We start from the raw sequence: 17,182 nt of genomic DNA on the forward strand, positions 1-17,182 counted from the left end.
TATGATGAGCGTCGCTGCGTCGCATCCTCGCGGCACGGCGCCGTCCAGCAGGGTGTTCGATTGCCGGGAGGGCTTGGCTGTGTCTACCAGCGACATCGGCCGCACCACACCAGATCCGCGGTTGGACCCCCACGCCATGTCCCCCGCCCGGCGCTGGAACTACTGGCTCGGCGGCAAGGACCACTTCGTGGTCGATCGCGAGTCCGGTGACCGCATCGCCGCGGCGTGGCCCGCGATCCGGACGGCGGCCCGGGAAGGACGCGCCTTCCACGGTCGTGTCGTGCGGTACCTCGCTCGCGAGGCCGGCATCCGGCAGTTCCTCGACATCGGCACGGGCCTGCCCGCGCCCGACAACACCCACGAGGTCGCCCAGGCCATCGCGCCGGAGTCGCGCGTCACGTACGTTGACAACGACCCCATGGTCCTGGCGCATGCGCGGGCGCTCATGATCGGCAGCCCGGAGGGCGCCACCAGCTACATCGACGCCGACGCGCGCAATCCGGCCGCCATCCTCAGCGCCCCCGAGCTGACCGCGACGCTGGACCTGCGCCAGCCGGTGGCGGTCCTGCTCATCGCGGTGCTGCACTTCATCCACGACGACCAGCAGGCCCGCCAGATCGTCGCAGACCTGCTGGACGCCGTGCCGCCCGGCAGCTACCTGGTGGCGACGAACATGACCAAGGACTTCCTCGACCCGCAGAATGCTGCCGCCTTCGACGCGATGTTCGCGCGCGGCCACGCGGATACCTGGCCACGCGACCGGGAGGTCTTCGGCGGTCTCTTCGATGGTCTTGACCTCGTAGAACCGGGCGTCGTGCCGATCAGCGAATGGCGCCCGGACGCCCTCGAGCGCCCATCGCCGGCGGATGTCGGAATGTACGGCGCCGTCGGCCGGGTGTAGCACCATCACCGCAGGGCGGCGGCTGCCAGCTATGCGTCCACCGTCTCGCGTCGTGCTGCCGGTCCCGCATCATCGGGTCGGTCACCTTCCGTCGCCTGAAGGATGACCCACAGTCACCCAGGGCGGGGGACCTCGCGGCGCTCTGCGAGACTTGACGCATGCGCGGGGCGGGGGTCGGGATGGTCGTCGCCCTCGTCGTCGCCTCGCTCGGGTGCGTGGGAGCCCGGCCCGCCGCGGCGCAGGCCACGACGGCTCAGGAGGTCTGCCGCATCACCGACCCGGCCGTGATCGAGGCGTCCGGGCTGGCCGCGCTCCCGGGCGGCGGCTACCTGGTGGAGAACGACTCCAACCCCGAGCCGCGCAAGATGCGCCTGTTCTATCTCGCGCCGGACTGCTCGCTGACGCGCAGCGTGGGCTACCCGACGACCGCCCGCGACCCCGAGGACCTGGCCGTGGACTCGGGCGGCACCGTGTGGATCGCCGACATCGGCGACAACAGCCCGCTGACCGGCGGCTCCGGCAAGCGCCGCGACACCATCGCGCTGTGGACCCTGGCGCCGGGGAGCAAGACCCTGAAGATCCACCGGATTCGGTACCCCGACGGCGTGCCCCGCGACGCCGAGGCGCTGCTGATCGACGGGCAGGGCCGGCCCGTCATCGTCACGAAGGACCCCGGCGGGGAGGTGTACCGGCTCGACACCCCGCTGCCCACCGACAACGCCGAGGGGGCGCCGCTGACGCTGGTCGGGCACTTCACGCCCTCGCACAGCGGCACCGACAACCCGTGGGGGTTCCTCGGCAGCGCCTTCATCACGGGCGGCGCCGTCTCACCCGACGGCCGGCACGCGGCCCTGCGCACGTACGCCGACGCCTACGAGTTCGACGTGCCCGACGGCGACGTGGCCAAGGCGATCACCACCGGCACGCCCCGGGTCACCCCGCTGCCGGGCGAGCCGCAGGGCGAGGCCATCGCCTACACGCCCGACGGCAACGCCTTCCTCACCGTGTCGGACCAGAGCGGGCCGGTGAGCATCCTGCGGTACGACATCGCCAGACCGGTGCCGAAAACCTCGGCCGCACCGTCGGCGCCGCCCGTCGCGGTGGTGGACCACCGGGCCAAGGGTGCGCTGCTCGCCGGGGCTTTCACGGTGGTGGCCCTCGGGCTGGTGGCCGCCGTCGCCCGGCGGGCAAGGCGGCGCGGATGACCCCTCGGTGTCGACGTGCATCGGCGAGCGTGACACGATCGCTACCGAGGGATCAAGGGGGGCTTGCGGTGGTGCGCATCGAGGTCGAGCGCGCGACGACACGGGACATGCGCCGGCGGAACCGCTCGACGCTGCTGTCGGAGCTGTTCTTTCGGGGGCCGCTGAGCCGGCACGACCTGAGCCGCATCACCGGCCTGAGCGCCGCGACCGCGAGCAGTGTCACCGCCGAGCTGCTGCACGAGGGCCTGATCATCGAGGCCGGTCAGATCGAGTCCGACGGCGGCCGCCCGCGGGTGCTGCTGCGGGTCAACCCGGACTTCGGCCGCCTCGTCGGCGCCGACGTGGGCGAGACCGGCGTCAAGGTCGAGATGTTCGACCTGTCGATGACCCGCCTGGCCACCGTCGACGAGCCCCTGCCGTCCTCGCGTCCCGACCCGGCCGCCGTCGCCGGACAGCTCGAGGCCGGCATCCGCGAGGTGCTCACCGGCGTCGACCCGGCCGCCGTGCTCGGCATCGGCATCGGCGTCCCCGGCACCGTCGAGCAGTCCGACCCCGCGCTCGTCTACGCCCCGACGCTGGGCTGGCGCGGCGTCTCCTTCCACGCCCTGCTGCGCGAGCGCGGCATCACCGCCCCGCTGTTCGTCGAGAACGGCGCCAAGACCCAGGGCCAGGCCGAGATGTGGTTCGGCGCCGGGCGGGGCGCCGGCAACGCCGTCATCGTCCTGGTCGGCTCGGGCGTGGGCGCCGCCGTCATCACCAACGGCACCGTGTACCGCGGCGCGAGCAGCAGCGCCGGCGAGTGGGGCCACACCACCGTCGTGTACGGCGGCCGCCAATGCCGCTGCGGCGCCCGCGGCTGCCTCGAGGCCTACGTCGGCGCCGAGGGCATCCTGGAGCGCTACCGGGCGCTCGACCCGGCCGTCAAGGCCACCGACGGCGAGATGGCCGGCGTGGCCGCGCTCATCGCCGCCGACACCCCCGCCGCCGCCGAGACCCTGGCCGAGACCGCCGGCATCCTGGGCGCCGGCATCGGCAACCTGGTCAACCTCTTCAACCCGGAGCGGGTCGTCCTCGGCGGCTGGGTCGGCGTGGCCCTGGGCGCCCGGCTGCTGCCGCAGGTCCGCGCGGCCGCGCAGGAGCAGGCGCTGGAGCACCCGTTCGGGCAGGTCTCGATCGAGCTGTGCGAGCTCGGCCCGGACGCGGTCGCGTTCGGCGCCGCCACCCTGCCGATGGCCGAGCTCCTGCGCCGGGCCTCCCGCCCCTGACCGCGGGCGGACGGGTCGCGCGCCGGCGCGCCACGACGCCTCGTGCGGCCGCCCTGTCCGCCGCCGCCCGCACGGCCGCCCTGATCGCCGGCGCTGCTGGAGCTCTGCCTCGGCCGGTACGCCGCGGCGGACGAACGGTTCGCGGCGCTCGCCGCCGCCGGGCCCGGGGCCGGGCACCCCGCAGCACGCCGGACCGAGTCGAGGCCGCCGCGGGCACGGGGGGCGCCCGGGCCGCCCTCGCCGCGTACGAGCGGTGGACGGCGCACGCCGCGCTGCCCGAGTCGCGGGCGCTGCTAGCCAGCTGCCGGGGACTGGCCGGCGGGTCGCGAGGATGACCTCGCCGAGGCGCTGCGGCTGCACACCGACCCGTTCGAGGCGGCCCGCACGGCCCTGCTGCTGGGGGAGCGGCTGCGCCGGGGACAGCGGCCCTGGGAGGCGCGGGCGCACCTGCGGGCGGCGTGGGAGGCGTTCGAGCGCGCGGGTGCGCGGCCGTGGGCCCGGCGGGCGCAGGACGAGCTGCGGGCTGCCGGCGAGGCCGGGCAGGCGCCGCCCGCCGCCGCGCTGGCAGCGCTCACCCCGCAGGAGCTGCTGTGGGCTGCTCGTCGCGGTGGAGCGGCCCGACCGGGTGCGCTCGCTGCAGCCACGAGCCGGTCAAGCCGGGCCACGGCGATCATCGCCGGGCGCATCCCGGGCGCCGAGCTGAGTGGCCGGCATCGGGCACACGCTGCCCGCAGAGGTACACGAGGACTTGGCGGCGGCGGTCCTCGCCCACCCGAACATGATCGACTAGGCGGGAGATCCGTCAATTCCCCTGTCAGGGTATAAATCGGATATGTCGTGGCGCGCCAGCGCCCGACATATCCGACCAAAATGATGGTAGACCTTTTTTCAGGTCTTGTATTGACGTCCGATGGATCCAGGCCATAGCCTGCCACCAATTAGGAAAGGCGCTTAACAGATAGCGGGCGCCGCCAACGACGGGTGCCCCGGTAAGCGGACGGCCAGGGCACCGGCATGAAGGGCGGACCGGACGCACACCCGAGCGGCCGGTCCGTCCGTCGGCTACCCGACAGGCCCGCCGTCCACTGTGGACCGGATCGAGTGAGGTAGCCCACGATCCGTTGTCGGGTGGCATACATCCGGGATTCAACGAGGCCCGTGCACGCATAAGTTCGGTGCGTCCACGGCTGACATCGCGTCCTGCACGCGGTACCACATAAGGAATCCCGATGAAGCGTCTGCTGCCCGTCCTCGCCGTCGCCACCGCCGCCCTCCTGCTGACCGCCGCCTGCGGGGACGACAAGAAGAGCGACGCCCCCGCCGCGGCCGCCTCCGCCGCCTCCGCCGCCCCGTCCGCCTCCTCCGGTGCCGCGCCGAGCGCCTCCGCGAGCGGTTCGGTCAAGGCGTCCGGAGAGGTCGGCAAGCTCAGCTTCGCCACCGTCGGCAAGCTGACCGGCGAGCTGTTCACGAAGGACCCCGACTGCCCGTTCGGCCAGTGGGACGCCAACTCCACCGGCGTGCCGGCCAAGTACCGCTCCGCCGTGGCCGACTTCAAGCAGTTCGACTGCTACGCGAAGAAGGGCGACCGCATGCCGCACCGCGGGCAGCAGGCCATCTTCGTGGAGTTCAAGGCGGCCAACGCGGCCAAGGCCTACGCCCAGGACCAGGCCTCGATGTACCCGACCCTCATCGTCGGCAACACCGTCGTCGTCGGTGGCACGGGTCTGGGCAAGACCGACATGAAGGCGTGGCTGGAGTCGGTCAACGAGACCGCCGGTGGCGCCGGGCAGATCGTCTCGAAGTCTTAAATTTGCAGCTCAGTACCTTAATTCAAGTCTTATATTGACGTGCGGTCCGGGCGGGCATAGCCTCCTGGCAATCTGTAAGGCATCTTCACAGATTGCCCGTCCCGGACCAACCGCCCGAGTAAGACCGGGTCCGGGCGGGCCTGCCCGCCCAGAAGGGACCCGCCAGTGACCCCCTCCAACCAGACCAGGCGGCGGCCGCGCCTGAGGACCGGTTTCGCCCTCGCGGCGACCGTCCTGACCGCGGTCGGCGTCGGCGTCTTCGCGATGACCGCCGCCTCGGCCGCGTCCGCCGGCCAGATCACCGGCTACGGCGGCAAGTGCATCGACATCGCCGCCGCCAACAGCGCCAACGGCACCCAGGTTCAGCTGTACACCTGCAACGGCAGCACCGCCCAGCAGTGGACCGTCGGCGACGACGGCACCATCCGCGCGCTCGGCAAGTGCCTCGACGTCAGTGCGGCGAGCAGCGCCAACGGCACCAAGGTGCAGATCTGGGACTGCAACGGCACCACCGCCCAGCAGTGGTCGAAGCAGAGCGACGGCACGCTGCGCGCGCTCGGCAAGTGCCTCGACGCCACCGGGCCCAGCTCGGCCGACGGCACCCCGCTGCAGATCTGGGACTGCTTCGCCAGCGCGAACCAGCAGTGGACCCTCCCGGGAGGCACCACGCCGCCGACCAGCAACCCGCCGACCAGCAACCCGCCGAACACCGGCAACCCGGACCTCGGGCCCAACGTTTCGATCTTCGATCCGTCCATGTCCCAGGCCACCATCCAGAGCAAGCTCAACTCGGTCTTCAACTCCCAGGTGACCAACCAGTTCGGGGCGCAGCGCTACGCCCTGCTGTTCCGCCCGGGCACGTACAACGTCGACGCCAACGTCGGCTTCTACACCCAGGTCGCCGGCCTCGGCCTCTCGCCGGACCAGGTGACCATCAACGGCGCCGTGCACGCCGAGGCCGACTGGTTCCAGGGCAACGCGACGCAGAACTTCTGGCGCTCCGCCGAGAACCTCTCGGTCAACCCCACCGGCGGCAGCGACCGCTGGGCCGTGTCCCAGGCCGCGCCGTACCGCCGCATGCACGTGCGGGGCAACCTGCAGCTCGACGACGGCGGCTGGTCCTCCGGCGGCTGGATCTCCGACTCCGTCATCGACGGGCAGATCCGTTCCGGCTCGCAGCAGCAGTTCATCACCCGCAACTCCAACATGGGCAGCTGGGCCGGCTCGAACTGGAACATGGTCTTCGTCGGCGACACCAACGCGCCGAGCGGCAACTTCCCGAACCCGCCGTACACCCGCGTCGCCCAGACGCCGGTGGTGCGCGAGAAGCCGTTCCTCTACATCGACTCGGCCGGCAACTACCAGGTCTTCGTCCCGGGCATCCGGACCAACTCGACCGGCAACTCGTGGCAGGGCGGCAACCAGCCCGGTAGCTCGCTGCCGATCAGCCAGTTCTACGTCGTCAAGGCCGGCGCCACCGCGGCCTCCATCAACGCGGCCCTCGCGGCCGGGCAGAACCTGCTCTTCACCCCCGGCGTGTACCACGTCAACGACACGATCCGCATCACCCGCCCCGACACCGTCGTGCTGGGCCTGGGCCTGGCCACGATCGTGCCGGACAACGGCGTGACCGCGATGACCGTCGCCGACGTCGACGGCGTGAAGGTCGCGGGCGTGCTGTTCGACGCCGGCACCGTCAACTCGCCGTTCCTGCTGCAGGTCGGCCCGAACGGCTCGTCCGCCGACCACTCGGCGAACCCGACCACGCTGTCCGACGTGTTCTTCCGCATCGGCGGCGCCACGGTCGGCAAGGCCACCGTGAGCCTGCAGATCAACAGCAACAACGTGATCGGCGACCACACGTGGATCTGGCGGGCCGACCACGGCAATGGCGGTACCGTCGGCTGGAACATCAACACGGCGGCCAACGGGCTCATCGTCAACGGCGCCAACGTGACGTTCTACGGCCTGTTCGTCGAGCACTACCAGCAGTACCAGGTCATCTGGAACGGCAACGGCGGGCGGACCTACTTCTTCCAGAACGAGATCCCGTACGACGTGCCGAACCAGGCGAGCTGGTCCAGCGGCGGCGGCGCCCAGGGCTGGGCGGCGTACAAGGTGGCCGCGAACGTCACCACCCACGAGGCGTGGGGCCTGGGTAGCTACTGCTACTTCAGCACCAACTCGAGCGTGGTCCTCGGCCACTCGTTCGAGGTGCCGCAGACCGCGAACGTGAAGTTCCACGACCTGGTGACCGTCTCGCTGGGCGGCACGGGCACCATCGCGCACATCATCAACAACACCGGCGGCCCGTCGAACTCCGGGTCGAACGTCGCCAACCTGGTGAACTTCCCGTAACGCTAAGCTTCCCCGGTGCCGACCGTCCTCCTCCTCGGCGGCACCGGGGAAGCGCGGCGGCTGGCCTCGGTGCTGCCGCCGTACCGTGTGATCTTCTCCCTCGCGGGGCGCGTCGCCGATCCGGCCCGCCCCGCGGGGGAGGTTCGTATCGGGGGTTTCGGCGGCCCCGCGGGGCTGGCCGCCTACCTGCGGGCCGAGCGCGTCGACGCGGTCGTTGACGCCACCCACCCCTTCGCCGCCCGGATGTCCGCCAACGCCGCCGAGGCCTGTGCCGAGACGGGCGTGCCGCTGGTGGTGCTGCGCCGGCCCGGGTTCTGCCAACATCCCGGCGACGACTGGCGGCGCGTCGCGTCGCTGGAGGCGGCCGCGGAGCTGGTCCCCGGGATCGCCGACCGCATCTTTCTCACCACCGGCCGCCAAGGGCTCGCGCACTTCGCGCACCTGACGGAGCAGTGGTTCCTCGTCCGCTGCGTGGATCCGCCGTCAGCGCCCATGCCGCCACGGCTGGAGATCGTCCTCGACCGGGGTCCGTTCACGGTGGACGGTGAGACGGAACTGCTGACGCGGTACGACATCGGCGTTCTGGTCACCAAGGACAGCGGGGGAGCGATGACCGCGGCCAAGCTCGACGCGGCCCGCGCCCGGGGGATCCCGGTGGTCGTCGTCGACCGCCCCCCGGTCCCCGCGGGCGTGCCCATCGTGTCCACTGTGGACGAAGTTGTCGCGTGGCTGGCCGCATCCGGTAGGTGAGCCCCGAGGGGCGGCCATGCGAAAAGACCGGGCCGCTTACGCAGTGCGCCTGTTCTGGCCGGTCTGCTTGGTGCGCATCCGCTTGAAGTTCGGGTTGACCATGCCCTCGAGCCCGGGACCGTACATCGCGATGAGCTCTTCGCTGAAGTCGCCGAAGGTGCGCTGCACGTACATGTCGTGGCGGATGAAACCCTTGACCAGCGCGGGAAGCAGGTTGTCGTTCTCCGCCCAGATGGCCTGCCAGTCCTCACCGTCGCGGGCGAGGGCCCACAGGGCGTGCTCGTTGTCGGCGGCGAGTGCCAGGTGGCGGGCCTGGTGGTGCGGATAGACAATCTTGTCGGTGCTGGTGTGCCTGACGACAAAACCGTTGCGCAACTCGAACGGCGGCTCACCGAAGCAGAGGATGTCGATGCGCACGCCGCGGTCGTCCGCGGCATGGACGGTGGTCTTCAGTTGCGCGAGATGCTCGGTGTGGCCGGAGACGTGCAGCCGCTCACGGGCATTGGTGATGAACGAATCGACGGTGGCCTTGATCGACTCCCAGGACTCCGCCTCCCAGTATGGGCGCACCGAGCGCACTTCGGTGGAGGCGGCCCGCAGGCGGGAGATCTCGAGCTCGGCGGTGGCGACGCGGTGCTGGAAGGCTGCCCGCATCTGGGCGAGCAGCCGCTGGGGAGGCACGGCCACGAAGCGGGCCGGCTTGTCGTCGACCTGCACGATGGCGCCGCGCTCGACGAGGCGTCCGAGTGTTTCGTACACCTTCGGCTGAGGTACCTGCGTCTCCTTCGAGACCCAGTATCCCGTCTGCGGTGGCTGCCCGACGAGGCCGGCGTAGGTGCGCCCCTCGTACTGGGAGAAGCCGAGATCGACCAGGCTCGCGACGAGCTTCGCCGTGGACTTTCCACCGTCTGGAACCGAGTTCGTCTTTGACATCGCCCTATCCCTCTGTGCTCGCTTGGGTCGAACGAGCTCGGCACACCATGCGTGTCCACGCAGGGCGGCCCACTTCATGTGACCCCGCCGCCGGCGACACCCATGAGCAGAGTAGCAGCATCACTCCCGATGTCCGTAGTTACCAAATAGAGTAGTAGCAAACCTTGAACAATCGCGTGAGGCTGGGGAGATATGCCGAACATTGCTCAGGCCCACGAGGCCGGCCCGATCTACTCGTGGCGGGGCGACGCACTAGGACCTACCGTAGTCGTTGGTACAGGTGTCGCAGCGGACGCGGCCCGCGGCTTCCTGCGCGACAACGGCCTGCGCCGCCCGGCACTGCTCGCCTCGCCGTCCGCACACCACGACGGGCGGCTGCGCCGGCTGGCCGACGCGCTCGCGGTCCCCGACGGACGTGTGTTCGACTTCCTCACCGGCCACGCCCGCAGCTCGGACGTGACGCGCATTACCCGCGAGCTCGCCGGGACCGGCGTGGACGCGATCATCGCGCTGGGCGGTGGCACCGTGAGCGACACGGCGAAGAACGTGGTGGCCGCCCTGCTCGGCGAGCGGCCCGCCGCCGCGGCCGTGCCCATCGTCGCCCTGCCCACGACGCTGTCGGCGGCGGAGCTCACGGCCGCCGCGGGGAGCATCGACGAGTCGGGCCACAAGCGCGTCGTCTGGGCCGACCATCTCGCGGCCCGGATCGCCATCTACGAGACGGACTATCTCGCCACCACCCCGCCAGCCGTGCTGTACGGCACCGTGTTCAACGCGATGGCGCACTGCCTCGAGGGCCTCTACTCGCCCTCGCGCACCCCGATCACCGACGCGCTGGCCGGCAGCGGCCTGCGAATGCTCTGCGGCCGCAGTGCCGGCTCGGACGCCGAGCGGCTGCGTCGCCTCGCGACCGGTGCCGTCCTCGCCGGGCTGGTGGTGACGAGGGCCAAGAGCGGTCTGGAGCATGCCATCTGCCACTCCCTCGGCGCCGTGACCGGCGTCGCGCACGGCGCCGCCCACGCCGTCATGCTCGCCCGGACCATCCGCTTCAACACCGAGGACTGGCCGGGAGCGGCCGGCTATCTGGCTGCCGCCGGATACCCCGACATCGAGGCGCTGGCGGCGGAACTCGACGCGATCCGGGCGTCGTATGCCCTGCCCGAGCGACTTCGCGACCTCGGCGTGGCGGCGGAACAGCTCACGGACATCGCGACCGCCACGATGCGTGAGCGGGGATACGTCGAGAACGTCCGCGCCGGCGTGTCCGAGCATCAGCTCGTCGAACTACTGCGGACCTGCTGGTGAGCTTTCGCTCGCCCGCCGGCGTTGCGCCCGCACCTCGTCCCGGATCTGCGCATCGTGGGCGCCGAGTTGCGGGCCGCTGCGCAGCGGCGGCGCGAGCCCGTCGAGCTGAAACGGCATCGCCACCGTCACGGTGCCGTCGTCGAGCGTCGACAGGTAGTGGTTCTCGTGGATGTTGTCGTCCCGCAGCACGTCCTCGATCGTGTTGACGGGCGAACACCACAGCTTCTCGGCGCGCAGCATCGCCAGCCATTCGTCGCGCGGCCGCTGGGCGAAGAACCCGTCCAGGAACTCGCGCATCTTCCCCGAGTGCGCGACCGCGTCGGCATAGCCGCCCACCTCGTCCGGGAGGGACTGCGCCGTGAGGCCCACGGCCCGCAGGAACGGCTCCCAGTCCCGCGGGGTGACCACGGCGATGGCGATCCATTTGCCGTCACCGCACCGGTACTGATTGAGCACGGGGCTGCGCGGGTTCGTCTGTGGCCTGCCGGTCACGACGGCACCGGCAGTGTTGGCCGCCGACCCCACCAGCTGCATCTGCGCCCACAGCGAGGTCATCACCAGGGAACTGCGGACCGTCTGGCCTTCCCCGGTGCGCTGGCGATCGAGCAGCGCCGCCAGGATGCCGAACGCCACCATGGTCCCGGTCATGACGTCGTTGGTCGCCCCGGGTGGCGCGAAGGGGGTGTTCGCTTCGCTCGACATCGTGAAGAGCATGCCGGAGTAGGCCATCCCGGTCATGTCCTGCACGGGCTGCTCGGCGAGCGGACCCCGGTGGCCGAAGCCACCCGAGTGCGCGAACACGATGCCCGGGTTGATGGCCCGGATCCCCTCCTCGTCGACGCCCAGCTTGCGGATGGCCCGGAGGGTGAGGTTCGTCAGGAACACGTCCGCGCTGCGGACGAGCTCCTCGAGGACGCCGCGATCCTCGTCACTGCCGAGATCGAGGACGATCGACTTCTTGTTGCGGTTGCTCACGCCGTAGCTGACCGAAACCGCCCGGTCGCCGGCGGCCTCACCCGCCGTGGGGGCACGGTGCGACCGGGTCGGGTCGCCCGCGGGAGACTCGATCTTGATGACCTCCGCCCCCAGGTCGGCCAGCAGCATGCCCCCGATCGGCCCTGACAGCCACACGGTCAACTCCACCACCCGGATGCCCTCGAGCGGGCGCCGTCCCACCATGATTCTCCCTCGTACCGTCCGTGCTGGAATTCGCGCAGTACCCACGCGGGCCGCCGTCGACGCCCGCCATGGACGTCACATCCGGTAGTCCGCGCTCCACGCCGGCTTGCGCTTGGCCAGGAACGCCGCGCGCCCCTCCTGGCCGTCCTCGGAGTCCGACGCCGCGCGGGCCACGTCGAGCAGGGCGCTCAGCACCCGCAGCACCTCGCCGTTCGCCAGCGGCAGCCGGCTGCCTCGCACGAGGCCTTTCGTCGCGGCGAGCGCCGTCGGAGCGGCCTGGAGCAGATGGCCGCAGAATCGCGCCACCGTCGCCGCCACGCGGTCCGGCTCGACGACCTCGGTGACCAGTCCCGCCTCGTGCGCCACCTCGGCGCCGAAGGACTCCCCGGTCAGGAAGTACTGCGACGCCGCGCGTGCGGACATGCGGTGCAGCACCGGGGCCGAGATGATCGCGGGGACCACGCCGAGCTTGACCTCGGGAAAGGCGAAGTGTGCCGCCGGCGTCGCGACGGTGATGTCGGCGGCGGCCACGATGCCGACCGCCCCGCCACGGACCGCTCCCTCGACGCAGGCGATGGTCGGCTTCGGCAGCGTCCAGAACGAGGCGAGGACCGGCGGGAGCATCTCCATGACCGTGCCGGACTTGTCCTTGAGGTCCATGCCCGCGGAAAAGGCCGGCCCCTCGTGCCTGAGCACCAGGACGCGGCAGGTGGTGCTCTGCCTGACCTCGTCGAGGATGCGTCCGAGGCCACTGAGCATCTCGACGGACAACGCGTTGCGGTTCTGCGGCGAGTTCAGGGTGACGGTCAGGACGCCCTGGTCCTCGACAGCCTCGATGACGTCGCTCATCGCGCACCCGTGACGGGCAGGATCGACAGTCTGGTCGCCGGGGCAACGGGCATCCCGCTCCGGTCGTTGCAACCCCACATGGTTTCTCCTTGGGTATGTAGCGATCGGCCCGCGCACCGGCGGACTGTGAAGCCAAATCGCGCCACGGCCGGGGGCCGCAATGCCCGCCGGACCTCAGCGAACACGCCGACGTCGCGGAGGCCGTGCGCCGAACTCACAGGGTCGGCGCGGTCCGCGCGGCATCGCGCCGCGGGCGACGGGAGGCGAACAGCCAGCGCCCATCCACCCGGCGGATCGTGTCGTGGTAGACGACATGCGTACGCAGGAACGGCTCCTCGCGCTCGTAGTCGACCAGGAGCGCGTAGCAGGTTGCCTGCACCTCGCCCGCCGCGACCGAGACGAAGCGCAGGTTGGTGTTCCAGTGCCGGGTGCCGCGGTCGCGGGCCGGGTCGGCGGCGAACGCCGCGAGCGCCTCCCGGCCCTTGTGCTCGCCGCCGATGGTGCCGTAGGCCGGCGCGAACGTGCCGTCCTCCGTGAAGCACGACACCCATTCCGGCACGTCGAGCGAGTCGATGGCGTAGCAGTAGCGGGTGTAGAGGTCTTCGATCGCGAAGCGGTCCTCAATCGACAGTTCCAACGCTTCTTCCCCTCCAGGGAGTCGAGGCCTCACGGCCGGGCCAGGACGATCACGGCGTCGAGCGCGACGGTCTCGCCGCCGCGGTCCACGCGCAGCGCGCGCAACGGGTTGATCTCCATCTCCGAAACCTGCGGGTTGGCCACGTACGCCGTCGCCACGCTGTGCGCCGCGGCGAACACCGCGTCGAGGTCGACGGACGCCTCGCCGCGCACCCCGGTCAGGCGCCGCCAGATCCGCAGCTTGCTTGCCGCCGTGTCGAAGGACTGCCGGTCGAAGGGGATGCTGAGGTGCATCACGTCCCGCTCGAGCTCGGTGTAGATGCCGCCGGTGCCGAATGTCAGCACCGGTCCGAAGATCGGGTCGTCGTGCACGCCGACCAGCACGTCGACGCCGTCCTCGATCATCTCCTGGACGGTGACTCCCGAAGGGACCACGCCCAGGCGGGCAACGCCGGCCGGGCCGCACATCGACTCGTAGGCGTCGACCGCCTCCTCGCGGCTCCTGACATTGAGCCGTACGCCACCGACCTCGGTCTTGTGCAGCAGCCCGTCCGCCACCACCTTGACCGCGGCCGGCCGGTCCATGGCCACGACCGCCTCCGCGGCGGCCGGTGCGGAGTCCGCGAAGACTTCGCGCGGAAAGCGAATGCCCGCCGGTTCGAGCAGCGCGCGCGACGACTCGTAGTCCAGCGCCCGGACCGGCGACGAGTCACCGTCCTGCCTGTCCTGCGGGTGCGGTGCCGGGCCGGCGTCCGCCTTCGCGCCCTTCGCCCAGCGGGAGATGCGGCCGAGCGCCTGGACGGCTGCCGACACGCTCGCGAAGGGCACCATGCCGGCGTCGACCATGACCCGGAACCCGCCGCCGTGCCGCGGCGACATCCAGACCGGCACCAGGAGCGTGTCGGAACCGGAGACGATCTCGATCGCCTCGCTCACCACGGAGATGGTGCTGTCCGCATAGTCCGCCGGCATCGCGAAGAGGATGGAGCCGACCGCCGGGTCCGCGGCGATCTCACCGAGGATCTTCCGGTTGAGCTCCGAGTCGGTGAAGACGCGGGTGGTGAGGTCGACCGGATTGTCCACAAAGCCGAAGCTGGGCCCGTGCTCGTCCAGCACCGCCTTCGTCCGCGGGCTGAACTCGGCCAGGCGCAACCCCTGCGCCCCGACGAGATCCGCCGCGTGCGACGAGGTCCCCCCGGAGAAGGAGTAGACACAGATGTCCCCGACGCGCGCCGGATCGGTGATGCGGGAGAACAGCGCGGCGGTCTCGGCAAGTTCGTTGACGTCGTTGACCCGGATGACGCCGAACTGCTCGAAGACGGCGTCGGCCACCTCGTCGTCGCCGGCGATCGATGCCGTGTGCGACGCGGCGGACATCTGCCCGTACGCGGAACGGCCGATCTTCATCAGCACGATCGGCTTGCCTGCGGCGCGTGCCTTCTTCGCGACGTCGATGAACTTGGCGCCGTTGCTGAAGCCCTCCACAACCGCGGCGATCACGGTGATGCGGTCGTCGAGGAGCATCTGGTGGATGAAGTCGGCGATGTCGAGGTCGACGGCGTTGCCCGGGGAGGCCCACAAGCCGATACCGAGGCCGAGGTCCATCCACTGCATGATCGCCCGGCCGATGCCGCCGCCCTGCGTGACCAGGCCGACCGGCCCGCTGACCACGTCCTCGTGTGCCACCGGCGACATGCTGAGCAGGACCTTGTCGGCGATGTTCGCCAGGCCTGGAGAGTTGGGGCCGTAGAGCGTCATGCCCGCCGCGCGCGCGGTCCGCAGGATCGCCTCCTGCATGGCCACCCCCTCCACCCCGACCTCGGAGAAGCCGGAACTGAGGACGATGACGTGCCGGACGCCGGCCGTCGCGCAGTCGGTCACGGCGTCGAGCACGTGTTCGGCCGCGACCAGGATGATGACGACGTCCATGGGCGGGCCGGGGATCGACGACACGTTCGGATAGGAGTCGTCCCCGCACACCTGCGGCGAGCCCGGGTTGACCGGGAACACCGCCTCAATGTCCGAGTGCCGGCGAACGTTGACGTAGGTCGAGTTGCCCATGCTCCCCGGACGGTTCGACGCTCCGATCACCGCCACCCGCCTCGGGCGGACGAGCGTTTCGATGTCCGCGTACTGGAACGTCGCGTCGGCCGCTGCCGGCCGGGGCCGGGCACGGTGGTCCGTCAGCTCAGAGCTCAAGATTGCGCCCACCTCGGGTCGACAGGATCACCACGGCGCAGATCGCCGAGATGGCGACCATGATGACCGCCAGCGCGGCCACGTCCGGGTAGATGCCGTAGTTGAAGGCGTCGAACAGTTTTGTCGACAGGACCTGCAGGAACGACGTACGCAGGATCATCGATGCGGCGAACTCGTGGCTCATCAGCACCAGCATCAGCATGCCGGCCGAGGTCATCGAGTTGCGCAGCAGCGGAAGCTTGATGCGCAGGAACGTCGACATCGCGCCGGCGCCGGCCACCCGCGCCGCATGGTCGTAGCTGTCGGGTAGTCGGGTGAGGCCGCTGATGATCATGCGGGTGCCGAAGATCATGTACAGGTAGATGTAGGCGATGACGAAGACCGCCTGGGAGCCGTAGAGGTCGAGGAACCCGAGGCCGTAGGAGATCAGGATGCCCAGGCCGATCACGATTCCCGGCATCGCGATCGGCAGGTTGATGGTGAACTCCAGCAGCCGCGCGACGAACGACCGCGATCTGGTGATGTACAACGCGACCGCGGTGGAGAGGATGATGCCCCCGATGACGCTCAGGATCACGACCTGCACCGTGGTGGTGATCGAATCCACGTACTGCGGAGTCGACAGCACTTCCCGGTACGAACGCAGCGACATGTTCGAGAAGTCGACGGAGCCCGTCCAGTAGGGCGAGAGCGACACGAGGATCAGCGACGCGGTCGGCGGAACGATCGCCAGCACGACGTAGATGATCGGTGGCACGATCAGCCATCGGCGCGGGTTGCGGGCCCGCATCGCGCCCCGCGACACGCTGGTGTACCGGCGCAGGTTTCCCAGCGAACGCCGCTGGACGGCCACGATGATCATGGCGACCGCGAGCAACGGGACGGACAGCAGGGTGGCCGCGTCGTAGTTCGGCGGACTCGCCGAGGTCAGCCGGTACATCTCGGTCGTGATGACGTTCACCCGGGCCGTCGCGCCGAGCAGCAGCGGGGCGGTGAACTGACCGAGGCCCAGCAGCATGGCGATGCCGATGGCGTAGTACAGCGCCGGCCGGATGCTCGGCAGCACGACGCGGATCTGGGTCATGAACCAGCTGGAGCCGAACACACGCGCGGACAGCTCCAGGGTCGCGTCGGACTCGCGAAGCGCGGTGCTGACGAACAGGAATACGTAGGAGATCAGATACAGCGCGGTACTGAAGACGATCCACGGCAACGAGTACACATTGAACGGACCGTCGTCGCCCTCGATGCCCAGCACCTTGCGCAGGAGTACGTTGCCGTAGCCCACCGCCGACGACGCCACGAAAACCCAACCCGACACCGCCGCGATGGGCGGCATGAACAGCGGCAGGATGCACAGCAGCTGCGCGGTGTTGTACCAGCGCCGGGGCAGGTTCGCCACGCACAGTGCCAGAAGGACGCCGACCACGACCGCGATGACGACGCAGCCGAGCGCCAGCCACACGGTGTTGAGCAGGGACGGCCACAGATCGGGGATCGCGGCGATCGCATCCCAGGATGCCCGGGCGTCCCCCGACGCTCGGACCAGAAGCATGATGAGCGGGTACACGAGCGCGGCGATCATGACGATGCCCAGCAGGTGGACGAGCGATTTGGGCTTGACCCGGCGCCACAGCGGCCGTGGCGCCCGTGGGGTGTCCAGACGCGCGGCGGGTGCGTCAGTGGTCATGGATACCGTCCCTAGGTGACTGGTGTTAAACGATGGCCGCCACTGGCGTGGCGGCCATCGTTTTGGATCTATTTCGGGTAGTTTGCTGGGATGGCGTTAGGCAG

General features: G+C 70.4%; 13 protein-coding genes. 7 read left to right on the plus strand and 6 right to left on the minus strand.

The window, feature by feature from the left end; genetic code table 11:
* Positions 1 to 79: 79 nt before the first annotated feature.
* From AB0M46_RS38605 to AB0M46_RS38630, 6 genes are all read left to right on the plus strand, one after another.
* Positions 80 to 901, plus strand: coding sequence for an SAM-dependent methyltransferase (locus AB0M46_RS38605; protein ID WP_363344574.1), 822 nt, complete (start codon positions 80 to 82; stop codon positions 899 to 901).
* Positions 902 to 1,059: 158 nt separating this feature from the next.
* A complete protein-coding gene (locus AB0M46_RS38610; protein WP_363344576.1) occupies positions 1,060 to 2,106 on the plus strand; it encodes a hypothetical protein in 1,047 nt (348 codons plus the stop codon).
* A 68-nt stretch (positions 2,107 to 2,174) separates the two neighbouring features.
* Entirely contained in the window at positions 2,175 to 3,371 is a 1,197-nt protein-coding gene (locus AB0M46_RS38615) for an ROK family protein (RefSeq protein WP_363344578.1), read from the plus strand.
* 1,229 nt (positions 3,372 to 4,600) lie between these two features.
* Positions 4,601 to 5,179 (plus strand): hypothetical protein, encoded by a 579-nt coding sequence (locus AB0M46_RS38620; RefSeq protein ID WP_363344580.1) that lies wholly within the window; start codon positions 4,601 to 4,603, stop codon positions 5,177 to 5,179.
* A 165-nt stretch (positions 5,180 to 5,344) separates the two neighbouring features.
* Positions 5,345 to 7,537: a ricin-type beta-trefoil lectin domain protein gene (locus AB0M46_RS38625; RefSeq protein ID WP_363344582.1), complete on the plus strand. Its 2,193-nt coding sequence runs from the start codon at positions 5,345 to 5,347 to the stop codon at positions 7,535 to 7,537.
* Between the two features lie 15 nt (positions 7,538 to 7,552).
* Positions 7,553 to 8,287 carry a cobalt-precorrin-6A reductase gene (locus AB0M46_RS38630; RefSeq protein WP_363344584.1) on the plus strand — a complete coding sequence of 245 codons (735 nt, stop codon included), beginning with the start codon at positions 7,553 to 7,555 and terminating at the stop codon, positions 8,285 to 8,287.
* Positions 8,288 to 8,323: 36 nt separating this feature from the next.
* Here AB0M46_RS38630 and AB0M46_RS38635 read toward each other — a convergent pair whose 3' ends face one another.
* Positions 8,324 to 9,220, minus strand: coding sequence for a helix-turn-helix domain-containing protein (locus tag AB0M46_RS38635; RefSeq protein ID WP_363344586.1), 897 nt, complete (start codon positions 9,218 to 9,220; stop codon positions 8,324 to 8,326).
* A gap of 192 nt (positions 9,221 to 9,412) precedes the next feature.
* Between AB0M46_RS38635 and AB0M46_RS38640 the strand changes: the two genes are divergently transcribed.
* Positions 9,413 to 10,525, plus strand: coding sequence for an iron-containing alcohol dehydrogenase (locus AB0M46_RS38640; protein ID WP_363344588.1), 1,113 nt, complete (start codon positions 9,413 to 9,415; stop codon positions 10,523 to 10,525).
* Here AB0M46_RS38640 and AB0M46_RS38645 read toward each other — a convergent pair.
* The 5 genes from AB0M46_RS38645 to AB0M46_RS38665 all read right to left on the minus strand — a co-directional run bounded on the left by AB0M46_RS38645 (position 10,505) and on the right by AB0M46_RS38665 (position 17,078).
* Positions 10,505 to 11,704, minus strand: coding sequence for a CoA transferase (locus AB0M46_RS38645; protein ID WP_363344590.1), 1,200 nt, complete (start codon positions 11,702 to 11,704; stop codon positions 10,505 to 10,507). The genes AB0M46_RS38640 and AB0M46_RS38645 overlap by 21 nt on opposite strands.
* Before the next feature lie 75 nt (positions 11,705 to 11,779).
* Positions 11,780 to 12,553 (minus strand): enoyl-CoA hydratase-related protein, encoded by a 774-nt coding sequence (locus tag AB0M46_RS38650; protein WP_363344592.1) that lies wholly within the window; start codon positions 12,551 to 12,553, stop codon positions 11,780 to 11,782.
* Positions 12,554 to 12,767: 214 nt separating this feature from the next.
* Complete coding sequence (locus AB0M46_RS38655) at positions 12,768 to 13,190, minus strand: nuclear transport factor 2 family protein (protein WP_363344594.1); 423 nt, start codon at positions 13,188 to 13,190, stop codon at positions 12,768 to 12,770.
* A 29-nt stretch (positions 13,191 to 13,219) separates the two neighbouring features.
* Positions 13,220 to 15,388, minus strand: coding sequence for an acetate--CoA ligase family protein (locus AB0M46_RS38660; RefSeq protein ID WP_363344596.1), 2,169 nt, complete (start codon positions 15,386 to 15,388; stop codon positions 13,220 to 13,222).
* Positions 15,378 to 17,078 carry an iron ABC transporter permease gene (locus AB0M46_RS38665; RefSeq protein ID WP_363344598.1) on the minus strand — a complete coding sequence of 567 codons (1,701 nt, stop codon included), beginning with the start codon at positions 17,076 to 17,078 and terminating at the stop codon, positions 15,378 to 15,380. The genes AB0M46_RS38660 and AB0M46_RS38665 overlap by 11 nt, the downstream gene beginning before the upstream one ends.
* Positions 17,079 to 17,182: the final 104 nt, after the last annotated feature.

The sequence above is a fragment of the Dactylosporangium sp. NPDC051485 genome (assembly GCF_040682015.1).
Classification (GTDB): Bacteria; Actinomycetota; Actinomycetes; order Mycobacteriales; family Micromonosporaceae; genus Dactylosporangium.

What these genes read in the sequence shown, in the direction of transcription:
- AB0M46_RS38635 (WP_363344586.1), bottom strand. Translation starts at nt 9,220, where the DNA reads ATGTCAAAGACGAACTCGGTTCCAGACGGTGGAAAGTCCACGGCGAAG.
- AB0M46_RS38640 (WP_363344588.1), top strand. Translation starts at nt 9,413, where the DNA reads ATGCCGAACATTGCTCAGGCCCACGAGGCCGGCCCGATCTACTCGTGG.
- AB0M46_RS38665 (WP_363344598.1), bottom strand. Translation starts at nt 17,078, where the DNA reads ATGACCACTGACGCACCCGCCGCGCGTCTGGACACCCCACGGGCGCCA.
- AB0M46_RS38650 (WP_363344592.1), bottom strand. Translation starts at nt 12,553, where the DNA reads ATGAGCGACGTCATCGAGGCTGTCGAGGACCAGGGCGTCCTGACCGTC.
- AB0M46_RS38645 (WP_363344590.1), bottom strand. Translation starts at nt 11,704, where the DNA reads ATGGTGGGACGGCGCCCGCTCGAGGGCATCCGGGTGGTGGAGTTGACC.
- AB0M46_RS38620 (WP_363344580.1), top strand. Translation starts at nt 4,601, where the DNA reads ATGAAGCGTCTGCTGCCCGTCCTCGCCGTCGCCACCGCCGCCCTCCTG.
- AB0M46_RS38610 (WP_363344576.1), top strand. Translation starts at nt 1,060, where the DNA reads ATGCGCGGGGCGGGGGTCGGGATGGTCGTCGCCCTCGTCGTCGCCTCG.